Origin of the sequence: Microbacterium sp. M3 (assembly GCF_033548675.1) — a bacterium.
GTDB classification, from domain to species: Bacteria; Actinomycetota; Actinomycetes; order Actinomycetales; family Microbacteriaceae; genus Microbacterium; species Microbacterium arthrosphaerae.
On sequence record NZ_JAWTZT010000003.1, the window covers coordinates 133,969 to 152,022 of the forward strand.

The 18,054-nt window shown below is 72.4% G+C and carries 14 protein-coding genes; 7 read left to right on the forward strand and 7 right to left on the reverse strand.

Annotated elements, in window-relative coordinates:
• Positions 1-199: 199 nt before the first annotated feature.
• The gene (locus R8Z57_RS10405; protein WP_318353699.1) at positions 200-1,261 is read right to left on the reverse strand and encodes a TIGR00730 family Rossman fold protein; all 1,062 of its coding nucleotides are present in this window, start codon (positions 1,259-1,261) and stop codon (positions 200-202) included.
• Positions 1,262-1,322: 61 nt separating this feature from the next.
• Complete coding sequence (locus R8Z57_RS10410; protein WP_318353700.1) at positions 1,323-3,122, reverse strand: proline--tRNA ligase; 1,800 nt, start codon at positions 3,120-3,122, stop codon at positions 1,323-1,325.
• Between the two features lie 101 nt (positions 3,123-3,223).
• Here R8Z57_RS10410 and R8Z57_RS10415 point away from each other — a divergent pair, with 101 nt between their 5' ends.
• Together R8Z57_RS10415 and pcp are read left to right on the forward strand one after the other, a co-directional pair.
• Positions 3,224-4,666 (forward strand): RNB domain-containing ribonuclease, encoded by a 1,443-nt coding sequence (locus R8Z57_RS10415; RefSeq protein WP_318353701.1) that lies wholly within the window; start codon positions 3,224-3,226, stop codon positions 4,664-4,666.
• Positions 4,667-4,675: 9 nt separating this feature from the next.
• A complete protein-coding gene (pcp, locus tag R8Z57_RS10420; RefSeq protein WP_318353702.1) occupies positions 4,676-5,308 on the forward strand; it encodes a pyroglutamyl-peptidase I in 633 nt (210 codons plus the stop codon).
• 90 nt (positions 5,309-5,398) lie between these two features.
• On the opposite strand, the gene R8Z57_RS10425 is transcribed toward pcp, so the two are convergent.
• A complete protein-coding gene (locus tag R8Z57_RS10425) occupies positions 5,399-6,607 on the reverse strand; it encodes a benzoate/H(+) symporter BenE family transporter (RefSeq protein WP_318353703.1) in 1,209 nt (402 codons plus the stop codon).
• Positions 6,608-6,890: 283 nt separating this feature from the next.
• Entirely contained in the window at positions 6,891-8,042 is a 1,152-nt protein-coding gene (gene ispG / locus R8Z57_RS10430) for a flavodoxin-dependent (E)-4-hydroxy-3-methylbut-2-enyl-diphosphate synthase (protein WP_318353704.1), read from the reverse strand.
• A 134-nt stretch (positions 8,043-8,176) separates the two neighbouring features.
• Here ispG and R8Z57_RS10435 point away from each other — a divergent pair, with 134 nt between their 5' ends.
• Together R8Z57_RS10435 and R8Z57_RS10440 are read left to right on the forward strand one after the other, a co-directional pair.
• The gene (locus R8Z57_RS10435; RefSeq protein WP_318353705.1) at positions 8,177-9,412 is read left to right on the forward strand and encodes a low temperature requirement protein A; all 1,236 of its coding nucleotides are present in this window, start codon (positions 8,177-8,179) and stop codon (positions 9,410-9,412) included.
• A 148-nt stretch (positions 9,413-9,560) separates the two neighbouring features.
• On the forward strand, positions 9,561-11,501 hold the full coding sequence (locus R8Z57_RS10440) for an anthranilate synthase family protein (protein WP_318353706.1): 1,941 nt from the start codon (positions 9,561-9,563) through the stop codon (positions 11,499-11,501).
• A gap of 15 nt (positions 11,502-11,516) precedes the next feature.
• Here R8Z57_RS10440 and R8Z57_RS10445 read toward each other — a convergent pair whose 3' ends face one another.
• From R8Z57_RS10445 to R8Z57_RS10455, 3 genes are all read right to left on the reverse strand, one after another.
• Complete coding sequence (locus R8Z57_RS10445; RefSeq protein ID WP_318353707.1) at positions 11,517-12,794, reverse strand: RNA polymerase sigma factor; 1,278 nt, start codon at positions 12,792-12,794, stop codon at positions 11,517-11,519.
• A complete protein-coding gene (locus R8Z57_RS10450) occupies positions 12,791-13,159 on the reverse strand; it encodes a YciI family protein (protein ID WP_318353708.1) in 369 nt (122 codons plus the stop codon). The genes R8Z57_RS10445 and R8Z57_RS10450 overlap by 4 nt, the downstream gene beginning before the upstream one ends.
• 101 nt (positions 13,160-13,260) lie before the next feature.
• Complete coding sequence (locus tag R8Z57_RS10455) at positions 13,261-14,556, reverse strand: site-2 protease family protein (protein ID WP_318353709.1); 1,296 nt, start codon at positions 14,554-14,556, stop codon at positions 13,261-13,263.
• Between the two features lie 115 nt (positions 14,557-14,671).
• On the opposite strand from R8Z57_RS10455, the gene R8Z57_RS10460 reads away from it, so the two are divergent.
• The 3 genes from R8Z57_RS10460 to R8Z57_RS10470 all read left to right on the forward strand — a co-directional run bounded on the left by R8Z57_RS10460 (position 14,672) and on the right by R8Z57_RS10470 (position 17,867).
• On the forward strand, positions 14,672-15,238 hold the full coding sequence (locus R8Z57_RS10460; protein WP_318353710.1) for a hypothetical protein: 567 nt from the start codon (positions 14,672-14,674) through the stop codon (positions 15,236-15,238).
• Positions 15,239-15,368: 130 nt separating this feature from the next.
• On the forward strand, positions 15,369-16,079 hold the full coding sequence (locus R8Z57_RS10465; RefSeq protein WP_318353711.1) for a YcnI family protein: 711 nt from the start codon (positions 15,369-15,371) through the stop codon (positions 16,077-16,079).
• Positions 16,080-16,202: 123 nt separating this feature from the next.
• Positions 16,203-17,867: a UDP-N-acetylmuramoyl-L-alanyl-D-glutamate--2,6-diaminopimelate ligase gene (locus R8Z57_RS10470; RefSeq protein ID WP_318353712.1), complete on the forward strand. Its 1,665-nt coding sequence runs from the start codon at positions 16,203-16,205 to the stop codon at positions 17,865-17,867.
• Positions 17,868-18,054: the final 187 nt, after the last annotated feature.

Consider the following 18,054-nt stretch of genomic DNA (forward strand, 5'->3'; position numbering starts at 1 on the left):
CGTCGGTCGGGGGGCGGCGTCAGCCTCGCCCCGACCGGCGACGCCCGCGGGAACCGTGAGTGAACGGCGGGCGACGAGAGCATGAGAACGGCCTCATCGAAGGTGAACGGATGCCGCGGCCCGCCTGCGACGCCGCGCCCCTGCTGTGCGAAGTCCGGCGCCGGGCTCCTGCGCGGTGCCGGGATCTTGCCGTCCGACGTCAGGCGGTGGGCGGGTTCGCCTCGCGCGGGGCGGAGTCCAGCGCGTTCACCGCGCGGATGAGTCGGTGCAGCTCCCCCACTCGGAACTGGTTCAGCCGGAGGACGAGGCGCGGCAGCTCGAGCTGGTCGTCGTCCTCGCGCTCGGCCGTCAGCGGACCGCGCCGCTCGATCTCGCCTTCGGCCAGCAGGGCGCCGAAGTCGGCGTTCAGCGCCGTGACCTCGGCATCCGTCGGCTCATGCTTGAGACGCAGGACCAGACGCTTGCCGACCCACCGGAGCGAGTCGTAGTTGCGGTAGAACCCGGTGAGCTCGGCGACGGCGGCGTCGACCGAATCGGTGATGAGGACACGGTCGAAGTCGCCCTCGGAGATGACCCCGGACGGCAGCAGGTGGTCGTCGACGAAGCGCTGCAGGCCCGACCAGAAGGTGCCCCCGGGCGCGTCGAGCAGCACGATGGGGGTGGGATCGGCCTTGCCGGTCTGCTGCAGCGTGAGCAGCTCGAACATCTCGTCGAGCGTGCCGAAGCCGCCCGGCACGCAGACGAACCCGCGGGATTCCTTCACCAGCATGAGCTTCCGGGTGAAGAAGTACTTCATCGCGACGTTGCGCGCGTTCTCCCCCACGACGGCGTTCGGCTTCTCTTCGAACGGCAGGCGGATCGACACGCCCAGCGAGCTCTGCGGGCCCGCCCCTTCGGCGGCGGCCTGCATGATGCCGGGACCGGCGCCCGTCACGACGAGCCATCCCTGCGCGGCGAGCGCCGCCGCCGTCTCGGCGGCCTGCCGGTACAGGGCATCGTCCGGCAGCGTGCGCGCCGAGCCGAAGATCGTCGCCTTCGGCACGTCCTCGTACGGCGCGAAGAACTGGAAGGCGGCACGCATCTCGGTGAGTGCGGCACTGGCGATCTTGAGGTCGAGCCGGTCGGCGCGGTCGATCCCCAGCCCGACGCCCGTCGCCAGGATGCGCGCGACGAGATCGGCGTTCTCCGTCACGCCCGCGTCGGCGAGGATGCGTCGAACGTCCTGGGTGACTTCCGGGGGCACTGCGGCGCTGGGACTCATGCCTCCACGTTCCCATGCCCGCCGGGTCCGCGGGTCGCCCCCGGCGAAATCGCGCTCCGGCTCAGCGCGCGGCGAGCCGCGCGCGCACCTCGGCGACGGGCAGCACCTCGCGGTCGCCGGTGCGCCGGTCCCACAGCTCGACCTGGCCCTCGGCGGCGCCGCGGCCGACGATGACGATCTTCGGCACCCCGACCAGCTCGGCGTCGCCGAACTTCACCCCGGGCGACACCTTGGGACGGTCGTCGTAGAGCACGTCGAGACCGGACGCCTCGAGCTCGGCCGACAGCGCCTCGGCAACCTCGAAGACCGCGGGCTCGCGGCCGGTGGCGACCACCTGCACGTCGAACGGCGCGACCGACGCCGGCCAGATCAGGCCCTTCTCGTCGTTGTTCAGCTCGGCGATGATCGCGAGGATGCGCGTGACGCCGATGCCGTACGAGCCCATCGTGACGGTCACGAGCTTGCCGTTCTCGTCGAGGACCTTGAGGCCCAGCGCTTCGGCGTACTTGCGGCCGAGCTGGAAGACGTGGCCGATCTCCATGCCGCGGGCGAGCTCCACAGGCCCCGAGCCGTCGGGAGCGGGGTCGCCGGCGCGCACCGTGGCCACCTCGACGAAGCCGTCGCCGGCGAAGTCGCGACCGGCGACCAGGGTGTGGACGTGCTTCTCGTCGATGTTCGCACCCGTGATCCACGCCGTGCCGTCGACGACCCGCGGGTCGAGGAGGTAGCGGATGCCGGTGGCCGACTGCTCACCGAGCACCGCGCCGGTCTCGGACCACGGACCGATGTAGCCCTTCACCAGCAGCGGGTTCTTCTCGAAGTCCTCGGGGGTGGCCGGTTCGACCTCGGCCGGCGCGAACGCCACTTCGGCGCGCTTGTCGTCGACGTCGCGGTCGCCCGGCATGCCGACGATCACGAGTTCACGGGTGCCGTCCAGATGAGTGAGCGCGAGCACCACGTTCTTGAGCGTGTGCGCGGCCGTCCACTGCGTCGCACCATCGGTCGCCGGACCGGCGATCCCTGACGCGGGGGCGTCGAGGTGCGCATTCGAGTGGTCGACGAGCGTCTGGATCGTCGGGGTGTTCGGCGAGTCGAAGACGACGGGCGCGCCGACGCCGTCGAAGGAGATCGTCGCGGGCGCGACCGTCGTGAACGCCTCGACGTTGGCGGCGTAGCCGCCGGCCGACCGGACGAAGGTGTCTTCGCCGACCGCCGTCGGGTGCAGGAACTCCTCGGAGCGCGAGCCGCCCATGGCACCGGCATCCGCCTGAACGATCACGTACTCGAGTCCCAGCCGCTGGAAGATGCGCTCGTAGGCATCCCGCTGCGCGGTGTACGAGGCATCCAGTCCCGCATCCGACGAGTCGAACGAGTACGCGTCCTTCATCGTGAACTCGCGACCGCGCAGCAGACCCGCGCGAGGACGTGCTTCGTCGCGGTACTTGTCCTGGATCTGGTAGATCGTGAGCGGAAGGTCCTTGTACGAGGAGTACAGGTCCTTCACGAGCAGCGTGAACGCCTCTTCGTGCGTGGGCGCGAGCAGGTAGTCGCCGCCCTTGCGGTCCTGCAGGCGGAAGAGCAGGTCTCCGTACTCCTCCCACCGACCGGTGGCCTCGTACGCCTCGCGCGGCATCAGCGCCGGGAAGTGCACCTCCTGGGCGCCTGCCGCCGTCATCTCCTCGCGGACGACCTTCTCTATCCGCGCCTTGACCCGAAGTCCGAGCGGCAGCCAGGCGAAGATGCCCGCGGCCTGCGGGCGGATGTAGCCAGCGCGCACGAGCAGCTTGTGGCTCGCGACGGCAGCGTCGGCGGGGTCTTCACGGAGCGTGCGGAGGAAGAAGTGCGACAGACGGGTGACCACGAGGGTCAAGTCTAGGGCGAGCGGATGCCGCGGCCCGGCGTGGGATGTCGGCGCGAGCCGCGCGCGGCCCTCCCGAACCCCGTCGTGCCTACACTGGGCCCGTGCCCGCACCGCGTCCCCGAGTCGTCCCCGCACGCGCACACGACGAGCTGGTCGAGGCCCTGGCGCGATTGCGCGCCGACCTCGAGCTGCCGGGGGCGTTCCCGGCCGACGTGGAGGCGGAGGCGCTCGCGGCGGCCCAGACGGTGCCGACCGATCCCGTGATCGCGGCGGTCGACGACCTGCGCGACATCGAGTTCGTCACCATCGACCCCGAGGGCTCCACCGATCTCGACCAGGCGCTGCACCTGGAGCGCACCGACGACGGCGCCGTCCTGCACTACGCCATCGCCGACCTGCCCGCCTTCGTCACTCCGGGCGGCGCCATGGACGTCGAGGCCCGGCGCCGGGGTCAGACGATCTACGCCGCCGACGGCCGGATCCCGCTGCATCCCGCGGTCCTGAGCGAAGACGCGGCATCCCTCCTTCCCGGGCGCGAGCGTCGGGCGTTCGTATGGCGGTTCGTCCTCGACGACGGGGCGCGGCCGCTCGAGAAGACCCTGCGGCGCGCCGTGGTCCGCTCGCGCGCGCAATGGACGTACGCCGGCGCCCAGGAGGCGGTCGACGCGGGCACCGCCCCGGCGACCCTGCGCGACCTCGCGTGGTTCGGAGAACAGCGTCTCGAGCGCGAGGCGGAGCGCGGCGGCGCGAGTCTCAATGTGCCCGAGACGCGGATCGTCGCGGACGAGACCGGGTACCGGTTGGAGCGAGAGGCGCCGCTCGCGGTCGAGGACTGGAACGCGCAGGTCTCGCTCCTGACCGGCATGGCGGCGGCCGAGATCATGCTCGCCGGCGGAGTCGGGATCCTCCGGACGATGCCCGCAGCGGAGCCGGAGGACGTCGCCGACTTCCGAGCGAAGGCAGCCGCGCTCGGCATCCCGTGGGACGACGGCGTCCCGTACGGCGAGTTCCTTCGCGGCCTCGACCGCGCATCCCCCGCCGCCCTCGCGATCCTCGACGCGGCCGGGGGGCTCTTCCGCGGCGCGGGCTACGAGGCCTTCGACGGTGCGCCGCCCGAGGATCCCGGGCAGGCGGCGATCGCCGCGCCCTATGCCCACGCGACGGCTCCGTTGCGCCGGCTCGTGGACCGCTGGTCGCTCGTCGTGTGCGAGTCGCTGGCGAACGGGCGCGAGGTACCGCGCTGGGCCCGCGAGAGCCTTCCCACCCTGCCGGGCATCATGGCCCGCAGCGACGGGGTCGCGGGCCGCCTGGCGAACGCCACGATCGACCGCATCGAGGCGGCCGTGCTGTCGGGCCGGGTCGGCGAGGAGTTCGAGGCGGTCGTGCTGGGCCGTCGCAACGACGGCGTGCGCGTGCAGCTGACCGACCCGCCGGTGGCCGCGAAGATCGCCGAGCTGGACGCGACCCCGGGCACCCGGGTGCACCTGCGCCTGAGGTCGGCCGACATCGCGACCGGGGCGGTCGATCTCGTCGCGACGGTTTAGCCTGTCGGCGTGCCCACCATCCTCCTGACCGGGTTCGAGCCGTTCGGCGGCGACGCCGTCAACCCCTCCGGCGAAGCCGTGCAGATCGTCGCGTCCCGCTGGCGCGGATCCGAACGCCTCGTGACCGCTGTGCTGCCGGTGACCTTCAGCGGCGCCGCGGCGCGACTCTGCGAGCTGCTCGCCGAGCATCGCCCCGACGTGGTGATCGCGACCGGTCTCGCCGGCGGACGCGCGGCGATCGGCGTGGAGCGCGTCGCGGTGAACCTCGTCGACGCCCGCATCCCCGACAACGACGGCGCCCAGCCCGTCGATGAGCCCAGCGTGCCGGGCGCCGCGACGGCCCACCTCTCGACGCTCCCCGTCAAGGAGATCGCCCGCCGCATCGCGTCGGCCGGCATCCCCGCCGAGGTGTCGTACTCGGCGGGCACGTTCGTCTGCAACCACGTGTTCTTCACGGCGCTCGAGGCCGCGGCATCCGGAACCCGCGCCGGATTCATCCACGTCCCATGGTCCACCGAGCACGCTCCGGCCGGCTCGGCGAGCCTGCCGCTGGACCAGATCGCCGACGCCCTCGACATCGCGGTGCGCACGAGCTTCGAGGTCACCATCGATGCGACCGTGCCGGCGGGCACCCTGCACTGAGCACCGTCGTTCCGCGGAGATCTGCGGATGCGAGGAGATCCGCCCGTCGCACGGTCCGCCGTCGCGCAGATCTCCTCTGGTCGGCGCGCGTCAGCGAGAGCGACGCCCCAGGTGAAGCACTTCGCGCACCACGAGCCCCGCGATCAGCGCCCAGAAGGCCGCACTGACACCGGCGATCGCGACGCCCGACGCCGCGACCAGGAACGTGACCACGGCCGGCAGCCGCTCCCCCGGGTCGTCGATCGCCTGCTGCACCGCTGAGCCGAAGGCGCCGAACAGCGCGATGCCGGCGACGGCGGGGATGACGGCCTCCGGCGCGACGACGACGAGGGCGACGAGCGCGGCCGACAGCCCGCCGAGCACGATGCCGCTCGCCCCTGTCGACACACCGGCCACCCAGCGGCGCTTCGGGTCGGGGTCCGCGTCGGGGGCCGCGGCGAGCGCCGCGCTGATCGCCGCGAGGTTGATCGCGTGACCGCCCGCCGTCGCGCCCAAGGCGGTGCCGACGCCCGTCACGAGCATCGCGGGGCGCCACGGCACCTCGTAGCCGAAGCTGCGCATGATGGCGATGCCGGGCACGTTCTGCGAGGCCATCGTCACGAGGAAGAGCGGCAGCGCGAGCCCCACGACGGCGCCGAGCGTGAAGGTCGGCGCGGTGAACTCGAGCCGGGGCACGAGCAGGGCCGGATCGATCGCCGCGCCCGCGACGGCGACATGGACTCCCACGACGACGGATGCCGCGACGAACGCGAACGGCACGGCCCACCGCGGTGCGAGCCGGACGAAGACGAGCCACGTGAGCACCACCGGCACGACGCCCCACGGGTTCGCCACGACGCCGGTGACCGGCGCAAGACACAGCGGCAGGAGCACACCGGCGAGCATCGCCTGCGCGATCGACGGCGGGATCCGGGCGATGAGCCGGCCGAGCTGCGGCCACAGCGCCGTGAGGAGGATCAGACCGGCGGTCACCAGGAACGCGCCCACCGCGGCGGGCCAGCCACCTTCGACCGCTCCCGTGGCGGCGAGCACCGCGGCGCCCGGGGTCGACCAGGCGACCGTGATCGGCATCCGGTATCGCCAGGCGAGCACGATCGCCGAGACGCCCATCGTGAGGCACAGCACCAGCAGGCCGCTGGCGGCCTGCGCACGCGAGGCGCCCACCGCGTCGAGGCCGGTGAGCACGACGGCGAACGAGCTCGTCACCCCCACCAGCGACGTGACGACACCGGCGATGATCGGCCGCGACAGCGGCGAGGTGCCCTCCGGAGGTGCGGGCGTGGCGGGCGGGGGCACCATCGGATCATGCCATGAGCGGGCGCCGGTCGCGTCGGGCCACCGCGCCGAGACCGGGGATTCCGGCCGAAACAGGTGACGACGTCCCCGGTCTCGTGGAGAATGCCATGGCTCGACGACCTGAGCGCATCCCGACGTCGGCGATCATGCGCGCCCACGACCCGCGCGGGCGGCGTTGCGGCCGGCGCTCAGCAAGGAGCCGGGAACGGATGCCGCGGCCAAGCGTGTCGCGCAAGAGTCCCCCCGTTGTGCGCGGCGATCGCCGGCGGCCGGCCGGCCGGCAGCGTCAGGACGTGACGACCTGCGCCGTCCCGACGGGGGCGCCGGGACCCATCTCGTCGGCGATGCGGTTCGCCTCTTCGATGAGCGTGGCGACGATGTCAGCCTCGGGCACCGTCTTGATGACCTGGCCCTTCACGAAGATCTGTCCCTTGCCGTTGCCCGAGGCCACGCCGAGGTCGGCCTCGCGCGCCTCGCCCGGGCCGTTCACGACGCAGCCCATGACGGCGACGCGCAGCGGCACGGTCATGTCTTTGAGGCCCTCGGTGACGTTGTCGGCGAGCGAGTAGACGTCGACCTGGGCGCGACCGCACGACGGGCACGAGACGATCTCGAGCTTGCGCTCGCGCAGGTTGAGCGACTGCAGGATCTGGTGGCCGACCTTGACCTCTTCGGCGGGCGGCGCCGAGAGCGAGACGCGGATGGTGTCGCCGATGCCCTCGGCGAGCAGGATGCCGAATGCGGTCGCGGACTTGATTGTGCCCTGGAACGCCGGGCCCGCCTCGGTGACGCCGAGGTGCAGCGGCCAGTCGCCCCGCTCGGCGAGCAGCCGATAGGCCTTCACCATGACGATCGGGTCGTTGTGCTTGACCGAGATCTTGAAGTCGTGGAAGTCGTGCTCCTCGAAGAGCGAGGCCTCCCAGACGGCGCTCTCGACGAGGGCCTCGGGGGTCGCCTTGCCGTACTTCTCGAGCAGGCGCCGGTCGAGCGAGCCGGCGTTGACGCCGATGCGCAGCGAGACGCCCGCGGCCTTCGCGGCCGCCGCGATCGCACCCACCTGGTCGTCGAACTTGCGGATGTTGCCCGGGTTCACGCGCACCGCGCCGCAGCCGGCGTCGATCGCCTGGAAGACGTACTTGGGCTGGAAGTGGATGTCGGCGATCACCGGGATCTGGCTCTTCGCGGCGATGATGTGCAGCACGTCGGCGTCGTCCTGCGACGGCACCGCGACACGGACGATCTCGCAGCCGGACGCCGTGAGCTCGGCGATCTGCTGCAGCGTCGCGTTGATGTTGGTCGTCGGCGTGGTCGTCATCGACTGGACGCTCACGGGGGCGTCGCCGCCCACCAGTACCTTGCCCACCTTGATCTGACGGGTCTTGCGACGGGGGGCGAGCGTTTCGGGGACCTTGGGCATCCCGAGATTCACGGCTGGCACGGCACCAGCCTACGCGGCCGATCTGACCGTCGGCTCCGAGCGGTGGCGGCTCGCGCGGTGGCGATGACGGATGCCGCGGCCCCCGGCATCCGTCGTCGTCTCAGCGCGTGCGGTGGACGGTGTACCTTCCCGCCATGAGCCTGAGCCACCATCTCGGACGCATGACCGGCAGGGACCCGAATGAGGCCCACCGCGCCGCCACCCCGCTGGAGCTGCTGTTCGACCTGACGTTCGTGGTCGCCTTCAGCCAGATCTCGTCCCAGACGGCGCATCTGCTCGAGCTCGGTCACGTGTCGTCCGCCCTGATCGGCTTCGCATTCGCGACGTTCGCCGTCACATGGGCGTGGATCAACTACTCATGGCTGGCGTCGGCGTACGACAACGACGACGTCTTCTTCCGCCTGTCGACGCTGGTCGTCATGATCGGCGTCCTCATCGTCGCCCTCGGCGTGCCCGATGTGTTCCACTCGATCGAGGAGGGCCACTACCTCGACAACACCGTCATGGTCGCGGGGTACGTCGTGATGCGCATCGCGACGATCGCGCTGTGGGTGCGAGCCGCGCTGCACGACGAGGCCCGGCGCAAGACGTGCATCGCGTACATCGTGAACGTCTCGATCGCCCAGGTGGGCTGGATCGCGCTGATCTTCCTCAACATGCCGGTGGGGATCACGATGGCGTGTGCGGTCACCCTCATCCTCTTCGAGCTGGCCGGTCCGCTGTTCGCCGAGAAGCGGTTCGGCCCCACCCCCTGGCACCCGCATCACATCGCCGAGCGCTACGGGCTGCTCGTCATCATCACGCTGGGCGAGGTGATCCTCGGCACCATCCTCGCCATCTCGGCGGTCGTGCAGGCCGCAGGGTGGTCGCTCGAAGCCGGACTCGTCGCGTTCGGAGGGACGGCGCTGGCGTTCGGGATGTGGTGGAACTACTTCGTCCTGCCGTTCGGCGAAGTGCTCGAACGGCACCGGTGGCGCGGCTTCCCGTGGGGCTACCTCCACCTGTTCGTCTTCGGCGCGCTGATCGCGGTGGGCGCGGGGCTGCACGTCGCGGCGAACGTCATCGCCCACGTGGCGCACGTCGACGCGACCTTCGCGGTGCTCAGCATCGCGATCCCGGTGCTCGTGTACGAGACGTTCCTCTTCGGCATCTACGCGCTCACGGTGATGCAGTTCGACCCGTTCCACCTGTGGCTCTACCTCGGCTCGGTCGCCGCGCTGGTCGCGAGCGTCATCGCGGTGTCACTCGGCGCCTCGCTCGGTGTGGCGCTGCTGTTCATCGCGTGCGCACCGGCGATCGTGGTCGTCGGCTACGAGACGGTGGGGTGGCGTCACGGCGCCGCGATGCTCGAGCGCGCTCGCGAGACGTGACACCCCGTGTGGTAGGTTCGGCGCATGTCCGCGCACCTCAGCTGGTGGCTCACCGCATAGGCGGTGGGTTTCGTGCGACTCAGACCGCCCCCGGGGCGGTCTTCTTTTTCGTAAGGGATGCCTCCCCCACGACGAAAGACCCACAGCCATGACCGGGCACACCCACCCCTCGCTGCGCGAGATCGCCGAGCGCGGCATCCCGTTCGCCCTCATCGCTCGCGACGGCGCCACCGTCGAGCTGCTCACCGGCGACGTCGTCGACGTCGAGCTGCTCGCCGACATCCCCCTCACCGACGCGGCCGGCACGCCGCGCGAGGTGCTCGCGCTGGTGCCCTTCCGGCAGGTGCGCGAACGCGGCTTCGAGTGCCACGACGACGGTGCGCCGCTGCGCTGCCTCGTCGTGGCCGACCGCGTGTCGCTTCCCCGTGACGAGGCGCTCGCGCAGCTGCCGAGCGCGCCCATCGCACTCGACGACGCCGGGTTCGACATCGCCGACGAGGACTACGCCGACATCGTGCGGCGCGTCATCGCCGACGAGATCGGCCGGGGCGAAGGCGCCAACTTCGTGATCCGGCGCGACTTCACCGCGGGGGTGTCGACGGATGCCGCGACCGCCGCACTGACGTGGTTCCGTGCCCTGCTGGAGCATGAGCGCGGCGCCTACTGGACGTTCGCGGTGGTCACGCCCGGCCACGTCGCGGTGGGCGCGAGCCCCGAGGCGCACGTGAGCGCCCAGGACGGCATCGTCACCATGAACCCGATCTCGGGCACCTTCCGCCACCCGGCGGGCGGCGCCACCCCCGAGACGCTCACCGAGTTCCTGCGGTCGACCAAAGAGACCGAGGAGCTCTTCATGGTCGTCGACGAGGAGCTCAAGATGATGAGCGCCGTCTGCTCCGACGGCGGACGCATCACCGGCCCTCACCTCAAGGAGATGTCGCGGCTCACCCACACCGAGTACGTGCTGCGCGGCCGCAGCAGGCTCGACCCTCGCGACATCCTGCGCGAGACGATGTTCGCACCGACCGTGACCGGGTCGCCCATGCAGAACGCGTGCACCGTCATCACGCGCCACGAGACGACGCCGCGCGGGTACTACTCCGGCGTCGCGGCACTGTTCACGCCGCGCCTCACCCTGGCGGCCGACGAGCCGACGCACGACCTCGACGCGCCCATCCTCATCCGCACCGCCTACCTGCAGGACGGCCGGCTGCGGGTGCCCGTCGGCGCGACGCTCGTGCGTCACTCCGACCCGTACGGCGAGGTCGGCGAGACGCACGGCAAGGCCGCGGGCGTGCTGGGCGCGATCGGCGCCGTCCCCCGCGACTCCGCGGCCGAGACCGCGGCCGCGCCGTCGGCCGACGCCGCGATCGACGAGGACGCGCCGGCACCCGCGCCCCGCCGGCTCGCCGACGACCCGTCCATCGCGGCGCTCCTCGCCTCGCGCAACGGACGGCTGGCAGAGTTCTGGCTGAATCCGCAGGGCTCGGGCGAACCGGGGCCGTTCGCCGGCCGGTCCGCCCTCGTGGTCGACGCTGAGGACCGTTTCACGACCATGCTCGCCCACCAGCTGCGCCACCTCGGCCTGGAGGTCGAGATCGCGCCGTGGGACGAGGCCACCGACGCCCAGATCGATGCCGCCGAGCTGCTCGTCTCGGGCCCTGGTCCTGGCGACCCGCGCGACACCGCGAACCCGCGCATCCGGCGCATGCGCGAGATCGTGGCGCGCCGCCGCGCCTCGGGGCGACCGCTCCTGGCGGTGTGCCTCAGCCACCAGATCCTCGCGGACTCGTTCGGCATCGGGCTCGCACCGCTCGACGCCCCGCACCAGGGCCTGCAGAAGACGGTCGACGTGTTCGACGCGCCCGCCTCGATCGGCTTCTACAACACGTTCACCGCCCGTGTCGCGCCCGGCACGACCCGCGCGGGCGAGGCCGAGGTGGCTGCCGATGCGGCCGGAGACGTCTACGCGCTGCGCGGACCGGGCTTCGCGTCGGTGCAGGGCCACCTCGAGTCGATCCTCTCGCGTGACGGCATGACGACCCTCGAGCGCCTCGTCGACCAGGCCCTCGCCCCTATCACGGTCTGAGCCCGAACCCGGTCGTCAGCGCGTTGCGCGGGCGGCGAGCAGGCGGCGCTCCGACTCGTTCGCGGTGAGCTCGAGCGCGCGAAGGTCGGCGGCGAGCGCCTCGTCGTCACGACCGAGCTCTCGCAGCACGGAGGCGCGCACGGCGTGCCAGAGGTGCGAACGGACGAGCGGCTCCTCGAGCGCGTCGACCTCGGCGAGCGCCGCCGCCGCACCGTCCACGCGGGCCAGGGCGACGGCGCGGTTGAGCCGCACCACCGGCGACCGGTCGTAGGCGAGCAGCATGTCATAGAGCGTCAGCACCTGCAGCCAGTCGGTCGACGCCGCGCCGGCGGCATCCGCGTGGCACGCCGCGATCGCCGCGTGCAGCTGCCAGCGTCCGGGCGCGCGCAACCGCGCTGCGCGTTCCAGCGCGACGCGCGCGTCTGCGAGCAGCGCGGCGTCCCAGAGCGACCGGTCCTGGTCGGCCAGCAGCACCAGCTCGCCGTCCACCGCGCGCGCCGATTCCCGGGCCCGGTGGAACCGCAGCAGCGACAGCAGGCCCCAGGCCTCCGCCGCGCGCGGCAGCGCCTCGGCGACCACCCGCGCGAGCCAGAGAGCGTCGTCGGCGAGGTCGCGATCGGCGGCCGCATCGGCGCCCGCCACGAAGTGCGCTTCGCTGTACATGACCGAGACGATCGTGAGCACGAGGTCGAGCCGCGCCGCGGCGTCGGGCCCCTCCGGGATCCGCAGCGGGATGCCGCTGTCGGCGATCTTGCGCTTGGCCCGCGAGATCCGCTGCCCGGTCGCGGCGTCGGTCGAGAACGTCGCGCGGGCGATCTGCCCCGTCGTCAGTCCGCACACCGCGCGCAGCGTCAGGGCCAGCTGCGCGTCGGGAGCCAGCGCCGGGTGGCAGCAGCCGAAGAGCAACGGCAGCCGCTCGTCCGCCGGCGGGCGAGAGGATGCCGGGTCGCCCCCGCGCTCCTCCCCCGCACCGAGCAGCGCCACCTTGTCGCGCAGCACGCGCTCCCGGCGTACCCGGTCGAGCGCGTTGTGCCGCGCCGCCTGCATGAGCCAGGCGCCGGGCTTCGGCGGGATGCCGCGCCGCCGCCACGCGCCGAGCGCCTCTTCGACGGCCTCGGCGACGGCCTCCTCCGCCACGTCGAAGCTGCCGAAGGCGACCGTGAGCGCCGCGGTGATGCGCGCGGACTCCTCGCGCACCACGGCGGCCAGCAGGCGATCGGATGCCGCGGCGCCGGCCGCGGCAGGGCGCGGGTCGTCCGCACCCGGCCGGGCCGCGGCATCCGATTCCGTCACTGCTCGAACTGGCTGTAGTCGGTGACCATCGGACGGATCTCGATGGCCACGCCCGGCAGCTCCATCGACGGCCAGGTCTTCACGAGCGCGATGGCGGCGTCGAGGTCGGGCACGTCGATGACGCTGAATCCGCCGACGACCTCCTTCGCCTCGGAGAAGGGGCCGTCGACCACCACCGGTCCGTCCGGCCCGTGCTTGACGGTCGTGGCGGTCGAGACGGGCAGCAGCTCGGCGCCGCCGTCGGCGATCCGATCCGAGTAGGTCTGGAACCACTCGAAGATCCGCCCGTAGACCTCTTGCGCGCGCTCCTCGGGTACCGCGGCGTCGAGCTCCGGGGTGGAGGTGAACATGATGACGTACTTCACGGTCGTCGTCCTTTCGTCAGTGGAACCGTTTCACCCCCACAGCGAACGGACAAGACGCTTTTCGACAGCCGCACCGGAAATCGTCGGATCGACGTCCCGCGTCAGAGCAGCTGGACCGGGTTGAACAGGTCGGCCAGGATCAGGATGCCGCCCATCACGAGCAGGGCGATGAACACGGCGAACGTGATCGGCACGAGCTTCGTGGCATCGACGGGCTTCGGCGGGGGCCGGCGGAAGAGTTTGGCCCAGGCGCGCTTGAGACCGTCCCACAGCGCGACGGCGATGTGGCCGCCGTCGAGGGGAAGCAGCGGGATCAGGTTGAAGACGAAGAGCGCGATGTTGAGCGACGCGAGCAGCCCGAGGAAGCCGCTGACGCGGTTGAGGATCGGCGAGTCCGCCGCCGCCACCTCGCCCGACAGCCGGCCGGCGCCGACGATGCTGAGCGGGCTGTTGGGGTCTCGCTCCCCGCCCGTCACGAGCGTCACGCCGGTCTCCCAGACCTTCACCGGCAGCTGCCAGATGATGCCCGCCACCGCGCCGACGTTCTCGGCGGCCATCCTCGGCCCTGCCCAGATCGGCTGCCGGACGTACTCCACGGCCGGGCTGATGCCCGCGAAGCCGATCTCGCCGGTGGTCGTGGTGCCGTCGTCGGCCGAGATCTGGCCCTGCGTCGTCGCGGGCGTCAGCATGATCGACTGCTCGGCGCCGTCGCGGTCCACGACGATCGTCAGCGCCTCCCCGGGCGACGAGCGGATGATGGCGCTGGCCTCGGCGAAGTCGGCCACCGGCTGCCCGTCGATCGACACGATGGTGTCGCCGGGCTCGATCCCCGCTGCCACCGACGGCGCCTCGGGATCCGACGCCGTGCACGCCGCCGAGCTGGTGGCGGGCACGCACTCCGACAGGCTCGACACCGTCGTCGTCGCCGTCTGCACGCCGATCCCCGAGAGGAGGATCGCGAACAGCACGATGGCGAACAACAGGTTCATCACGGGACCGCCGAGCATCACGACGATCCGCTTCCACACCGGGAGCCGGTAGAACACCCGCGGGTCGTCGTCACCGTGGAGGGTCTCGTCGTTCGCGTCGCGGGCGTCCTGCACCATGGTGGCGAAGAAGCCGCCGCCGGCGCGTCCGTCGCGGCGCGCCGCCTGCGGTGACGGCGGGTACATGCCCGCCATCGAGATGTAGCCGCCCACCGGGATCGCCTTGAAGCCGTACTCGGTCTCGCCGATGCGGCGCGACCAGATCGTCGGCCCGAAGCCGATCATGTACTGGCCGACCCGTACACCGAACTTCTTCGCGGGCCACAGGTGCCCGAGCTCGTGCAGCGCGATCGACACGGCGAGGCCCACGGCCATGAGGAGCACACCGATGACGAACGCGAGGACTTCCACACGCTCACGGTACCCGCGCGAGCCTTTGAGTTGGGTGTGACGACGGCGCTGCGGCTGCAAGCGCCCGCACCGCGTCGGCGAAGGCCTCGCGTAGGCTCGACGGCAGGAGGAGCCCGTGACCCCACGCCACGTCCGCGCGCTGCGCGGCACCGCTGCCGCGTGGGTCGCGACGATCGTGGCCGCGACGGCGCACACGCTCGCCGGAGGCGGTGCGCCCGCGCCCGGACTCGTCGTCGCGGTGGGTGTCCTCGCGTCGCCGTTCGCGGTGGCTCTCGCCGGGCGGGGCCTCGCCGCGTGGCGCGTCGGCGCGACCGTGCTCACGAGCCAGGCCCTCTTCCACACCGCATTCGCCCTGACCGCCGGCGCCGACCCGACCGCGCTGCACGGACACCACGTGGCGCATCTCGGGCACGATCTCGGCAGCCTGGTCCTTCCCGACGCCCCCATGCTCGCCGCCCACGTGCTCGCCGCGATCGCCACCGTCCTCGCGCTGCACGGCGGAGAGCGGCTGCTGCGCGCCCTGGGCCGGGGCATCCGCTCGGTCTTCACGCGCGCCCGCGCCGTGACGCCCCGCGCGGCCGTGCCCGGTCTCGTCGTCACGGCGACGGCGCCCCGCCCCGCCGGCCCGCTGCGGGTCCTGCTCTCGGATCTGTTGCGGCGCGGGCCTCCCGCGCTCGTCTGAGCGACGCCAGAGCGTCGCGCGTCACCGGCCGCGTCCGATACGCGAGCCGGATCCCTTCGCGTGCGCGCGCTCCGCGCCACGCCTCGTTCGGCGCATCCGCCGGCGAAAGACGAAAGACGAAAGCACCCTCATGACCACCGTTTCCCGCACCCACCGCAGCCGTCGCGCCGTCGTCGGCGCCACCGCCGGCCTCGTACTCGCGCTCGGCGCCCCGCTGGCTGCCTCGGCTCACGTCCACGTGTCGCCCGAGGCCGCCTCGGCCGGCGCCACCGAGACGCTGACCTTCTCGTTCTCGCACGGCTGCGACGGGTCGCCCACGACGTCGCTCGCCGTCGACATCCCGGAGGGCGTCGGCAACGCCACACCGGTCGCGCAGGGCGGCTGGACCATCACGCGCGACCTCGGCGCCGACGGCGTGCCGACGCGGGTCGTCTACACAGCGGACGCCCCGATCGACGACGCACTGAAGGCCGCCGTGTCGATGGACGTGCTCTTCACGGAGGACACCGCCGACACGTCGATCGCCTTCCCCGTCACGCAGACCTGTGTCACGGGCGAGACGGCGTGGACGCAGATCGCCGAGGACGGCCAGGACCCGCACGACCTCGACGCGCCCGCGCCCGTCGTGACCGTCGGCGCGGTCGCCGACGACGCCGGGCACGATCACGCGGCGGGCGACGGCCACTCCGGCTCCGCCGACGCGGAAGCGACCGCAGAGACCGAGGCCGTGGCATCCGGAACCGGCGCCGACCCGGTCGCCCGCTGGCTCGCCGCCGGCGGCCTCGCGGCCGGGATCGCCGCGCTCGCGATCGTGCTCGTGCGCGGGCGACGCAGGGCCTGACCCTCTTCGAATCGCGCACTTCGCGGTCATTCCCGACCGGGAGTCGCGAAGTGCGCGATTCGAACCCGGCGGCGCGGCGACGCGGAAAGCTCGCGGGGGGCGCCGTGCGAAGATGGATGCGCCATGCCGACCGACGCGCCTTCGAACCTGCCCCCGGTACTCCGCCCCGACGCGCCGCCGACCCACTCGCTCGCCGACCTCGCGGCGCGATTCGCCGACGACACCCGCGGCGACCTCGCCGGCGTCTCGCTCACCGGGCTCACCCTCGCGACCGCCGATCTGCGCCCCGGCGACGTGTTCGTCGCCGTGCAGGGCGTGAACCGCCACGGCGCCGAGTTCGCCGCCGCAGCGGCCGAGAAGGGCGCCGTCGCCGTCGTCACGGACGCCGCGGGCGCCGACGCGGCAGCCGCCAGCGGACTGCCCGTGATCGTGGTCGCCGACCCGCGTGCCGTGCTCGGCGATCTGTCGGCGTGGGTCTACGGCACCGGGCGCGACGACGACCTGCCGATCCTGTTCGGCACCACCGGCACCAACGGCAAGACCAGCGTCTCGCACCTGCTCGAGGGCATCCTCGGGCAGCTCGGCGCGGTCACCGGGCTCTCCTCGACCGCCGAACGGCACATCGCCGGGCAGGTCATCGTCTCGCGTCTGACGACGCCCGAGGCGTACGAGATGCATGCGCTCCTCGCCCTCATGCGCGAGCGCGGGGTCGAGGCGGTGGCCGTGGAGGTCAGCGCACAGGCGCTCAGCCGCCGGCGCGTCGACGGCATCGTCTTCGACGTCGCCGGGTTCACCAATCTCACGCACGACCACCTCGACGACTACGCCGACATGCGCGAGTACTTCGAGGCGAAGCTGCCGCTGTTCCGCCCCGACCGGGCGCGACGCGCGGTGGTCTGCGTCGACACGGCCTCGGGTGCCGAGGTCGTCGCGCGCAGCGAGGTGCCGACCGTCACCGTGGGCACGCCCGCCCTGGCCTCGGATCCGGATGCCGCAGCCGCCGCCGACTGGACCGTCGAGATCCTCGACGAGCGCCCGGCCGGCACGCAGTTCCGGCTGTCAGCCCGCGACGGCCGGACGCTCACGACCGTCGTGCCGGTGATCGGCCGCCACATGGCGGCCAACGCCGGGCTCGCGATCGTCATGATCCTCGAGGGCGGCTACGCGTGGGAGCGGCTCGTGGCGGCGCTCGACGGTGCACGCATCGACGCCTACCTCCCGGGGCGCACCGAGCTCGTCTCGGGCGAGACGGGTCCCGCCGTGTACGTGGACTTCGGCCACTCCCCCGACGCGTTCGAGAAGACGCTCGCCGCCGTGCGACGCGTGACGCCGGGCAAGGTCGTCATGCTGTTCGGCGCCGACGGCGACCGCGATGCGACCAAGCGCCACGACATGGGACGCACCGGCGTCGAGGGCAGCGACATCCTCGTCATCACCGACCACCACCCGCGCCACGAAGACCCGGACTCCATCCGCGCCACCCTCATCGAGGGCGCCCGGCGGGCGCAGCCCGATGCCGAGATCCACGAATTCTCGCCGCCCGAGCGCGCGATCATCGAAGCGGTCGCGCTCGTCGGTGACGGGGACGCGATCCTGTGGGCGGGGCCGGGGCACCAGGACTACCGCGACATCCGCGGCGTCCGCACCCCCTACTCGGCGCGCGAACTCGCCCGACGCGCCCTGCGCGCCGCGGGGTGGCCGGTGCCCAAGCCCCACTGGCCGGTGCCGTACCCCGAGCACGAGACCCCGGCATCCGACCCCCTCCGCCCGGTCTATCCCGACGCCTGAGCCGTCAGCCCGCCCTGCCCGGGCGTCCGCCCGTCCCCGGCGCGTCCCCCCCGCCGCTCCCCGGCGCGTCCGCCCCGCCGCTCTCCCTCTTGAGTTGTCGTATGTGCACGCGACGCGCCAGCGTGTCGCGTGCATATACGACGACTCATCTGGTGGGGAAGGCACCCTCGGGTCGCGCAGGAGCCGA

What these genes read in the sequence shown, in the direction of transcription:
- R8Z57_RS10435 (WP_318353705.1), top strand. Translation starts at nt 8,177, where the DNA reads ATGAGCCTGAGCCACCATCTCGGACGCATGACCGGCAGGGACCCGAAT.
- R8Z57_RS10405 (WP_318353699.1), bottom strand. Translation starts at nt 1,261, where the DNA reads ATGAGTCCCAGCGCCGCAGTGCCCCCGGAAGTCACCCAGGACGTTCGA.
- R8Z57_RS10425 (WP_318353703.1), bottom strand. Translation starts at nt 6,607, where the DNA reads ATGGTGCCCCCGCCCGCCACGCCCGCACCTCCGGAGGGCACCTCGCCG.
- R8Z57_RS10470 (WP_318353712.1), top strand. Translation starts at nt 16,203, where the DNA reads ATGCCGACCGACGCGCCTTCGAACCTGCCCCCGGTACTCCGCCCCGAC.
- R8Z57_RS10465 (WP_318353711.1), top strand. Translation starts at nt 15,369, where the DNA reads ATGACCACCGTTTCCCGCACCCACCGCAGCCGTCGCGCCGTCGTCGGC.
- R8Z57_RS10440 (WP_318353706.1), top strand. Translation starts at nt 9,561, where the DNA reads ATGACCGGGCACACCCACCCCTCGCTGCGCGAGATCGCCGAGCGCGGC.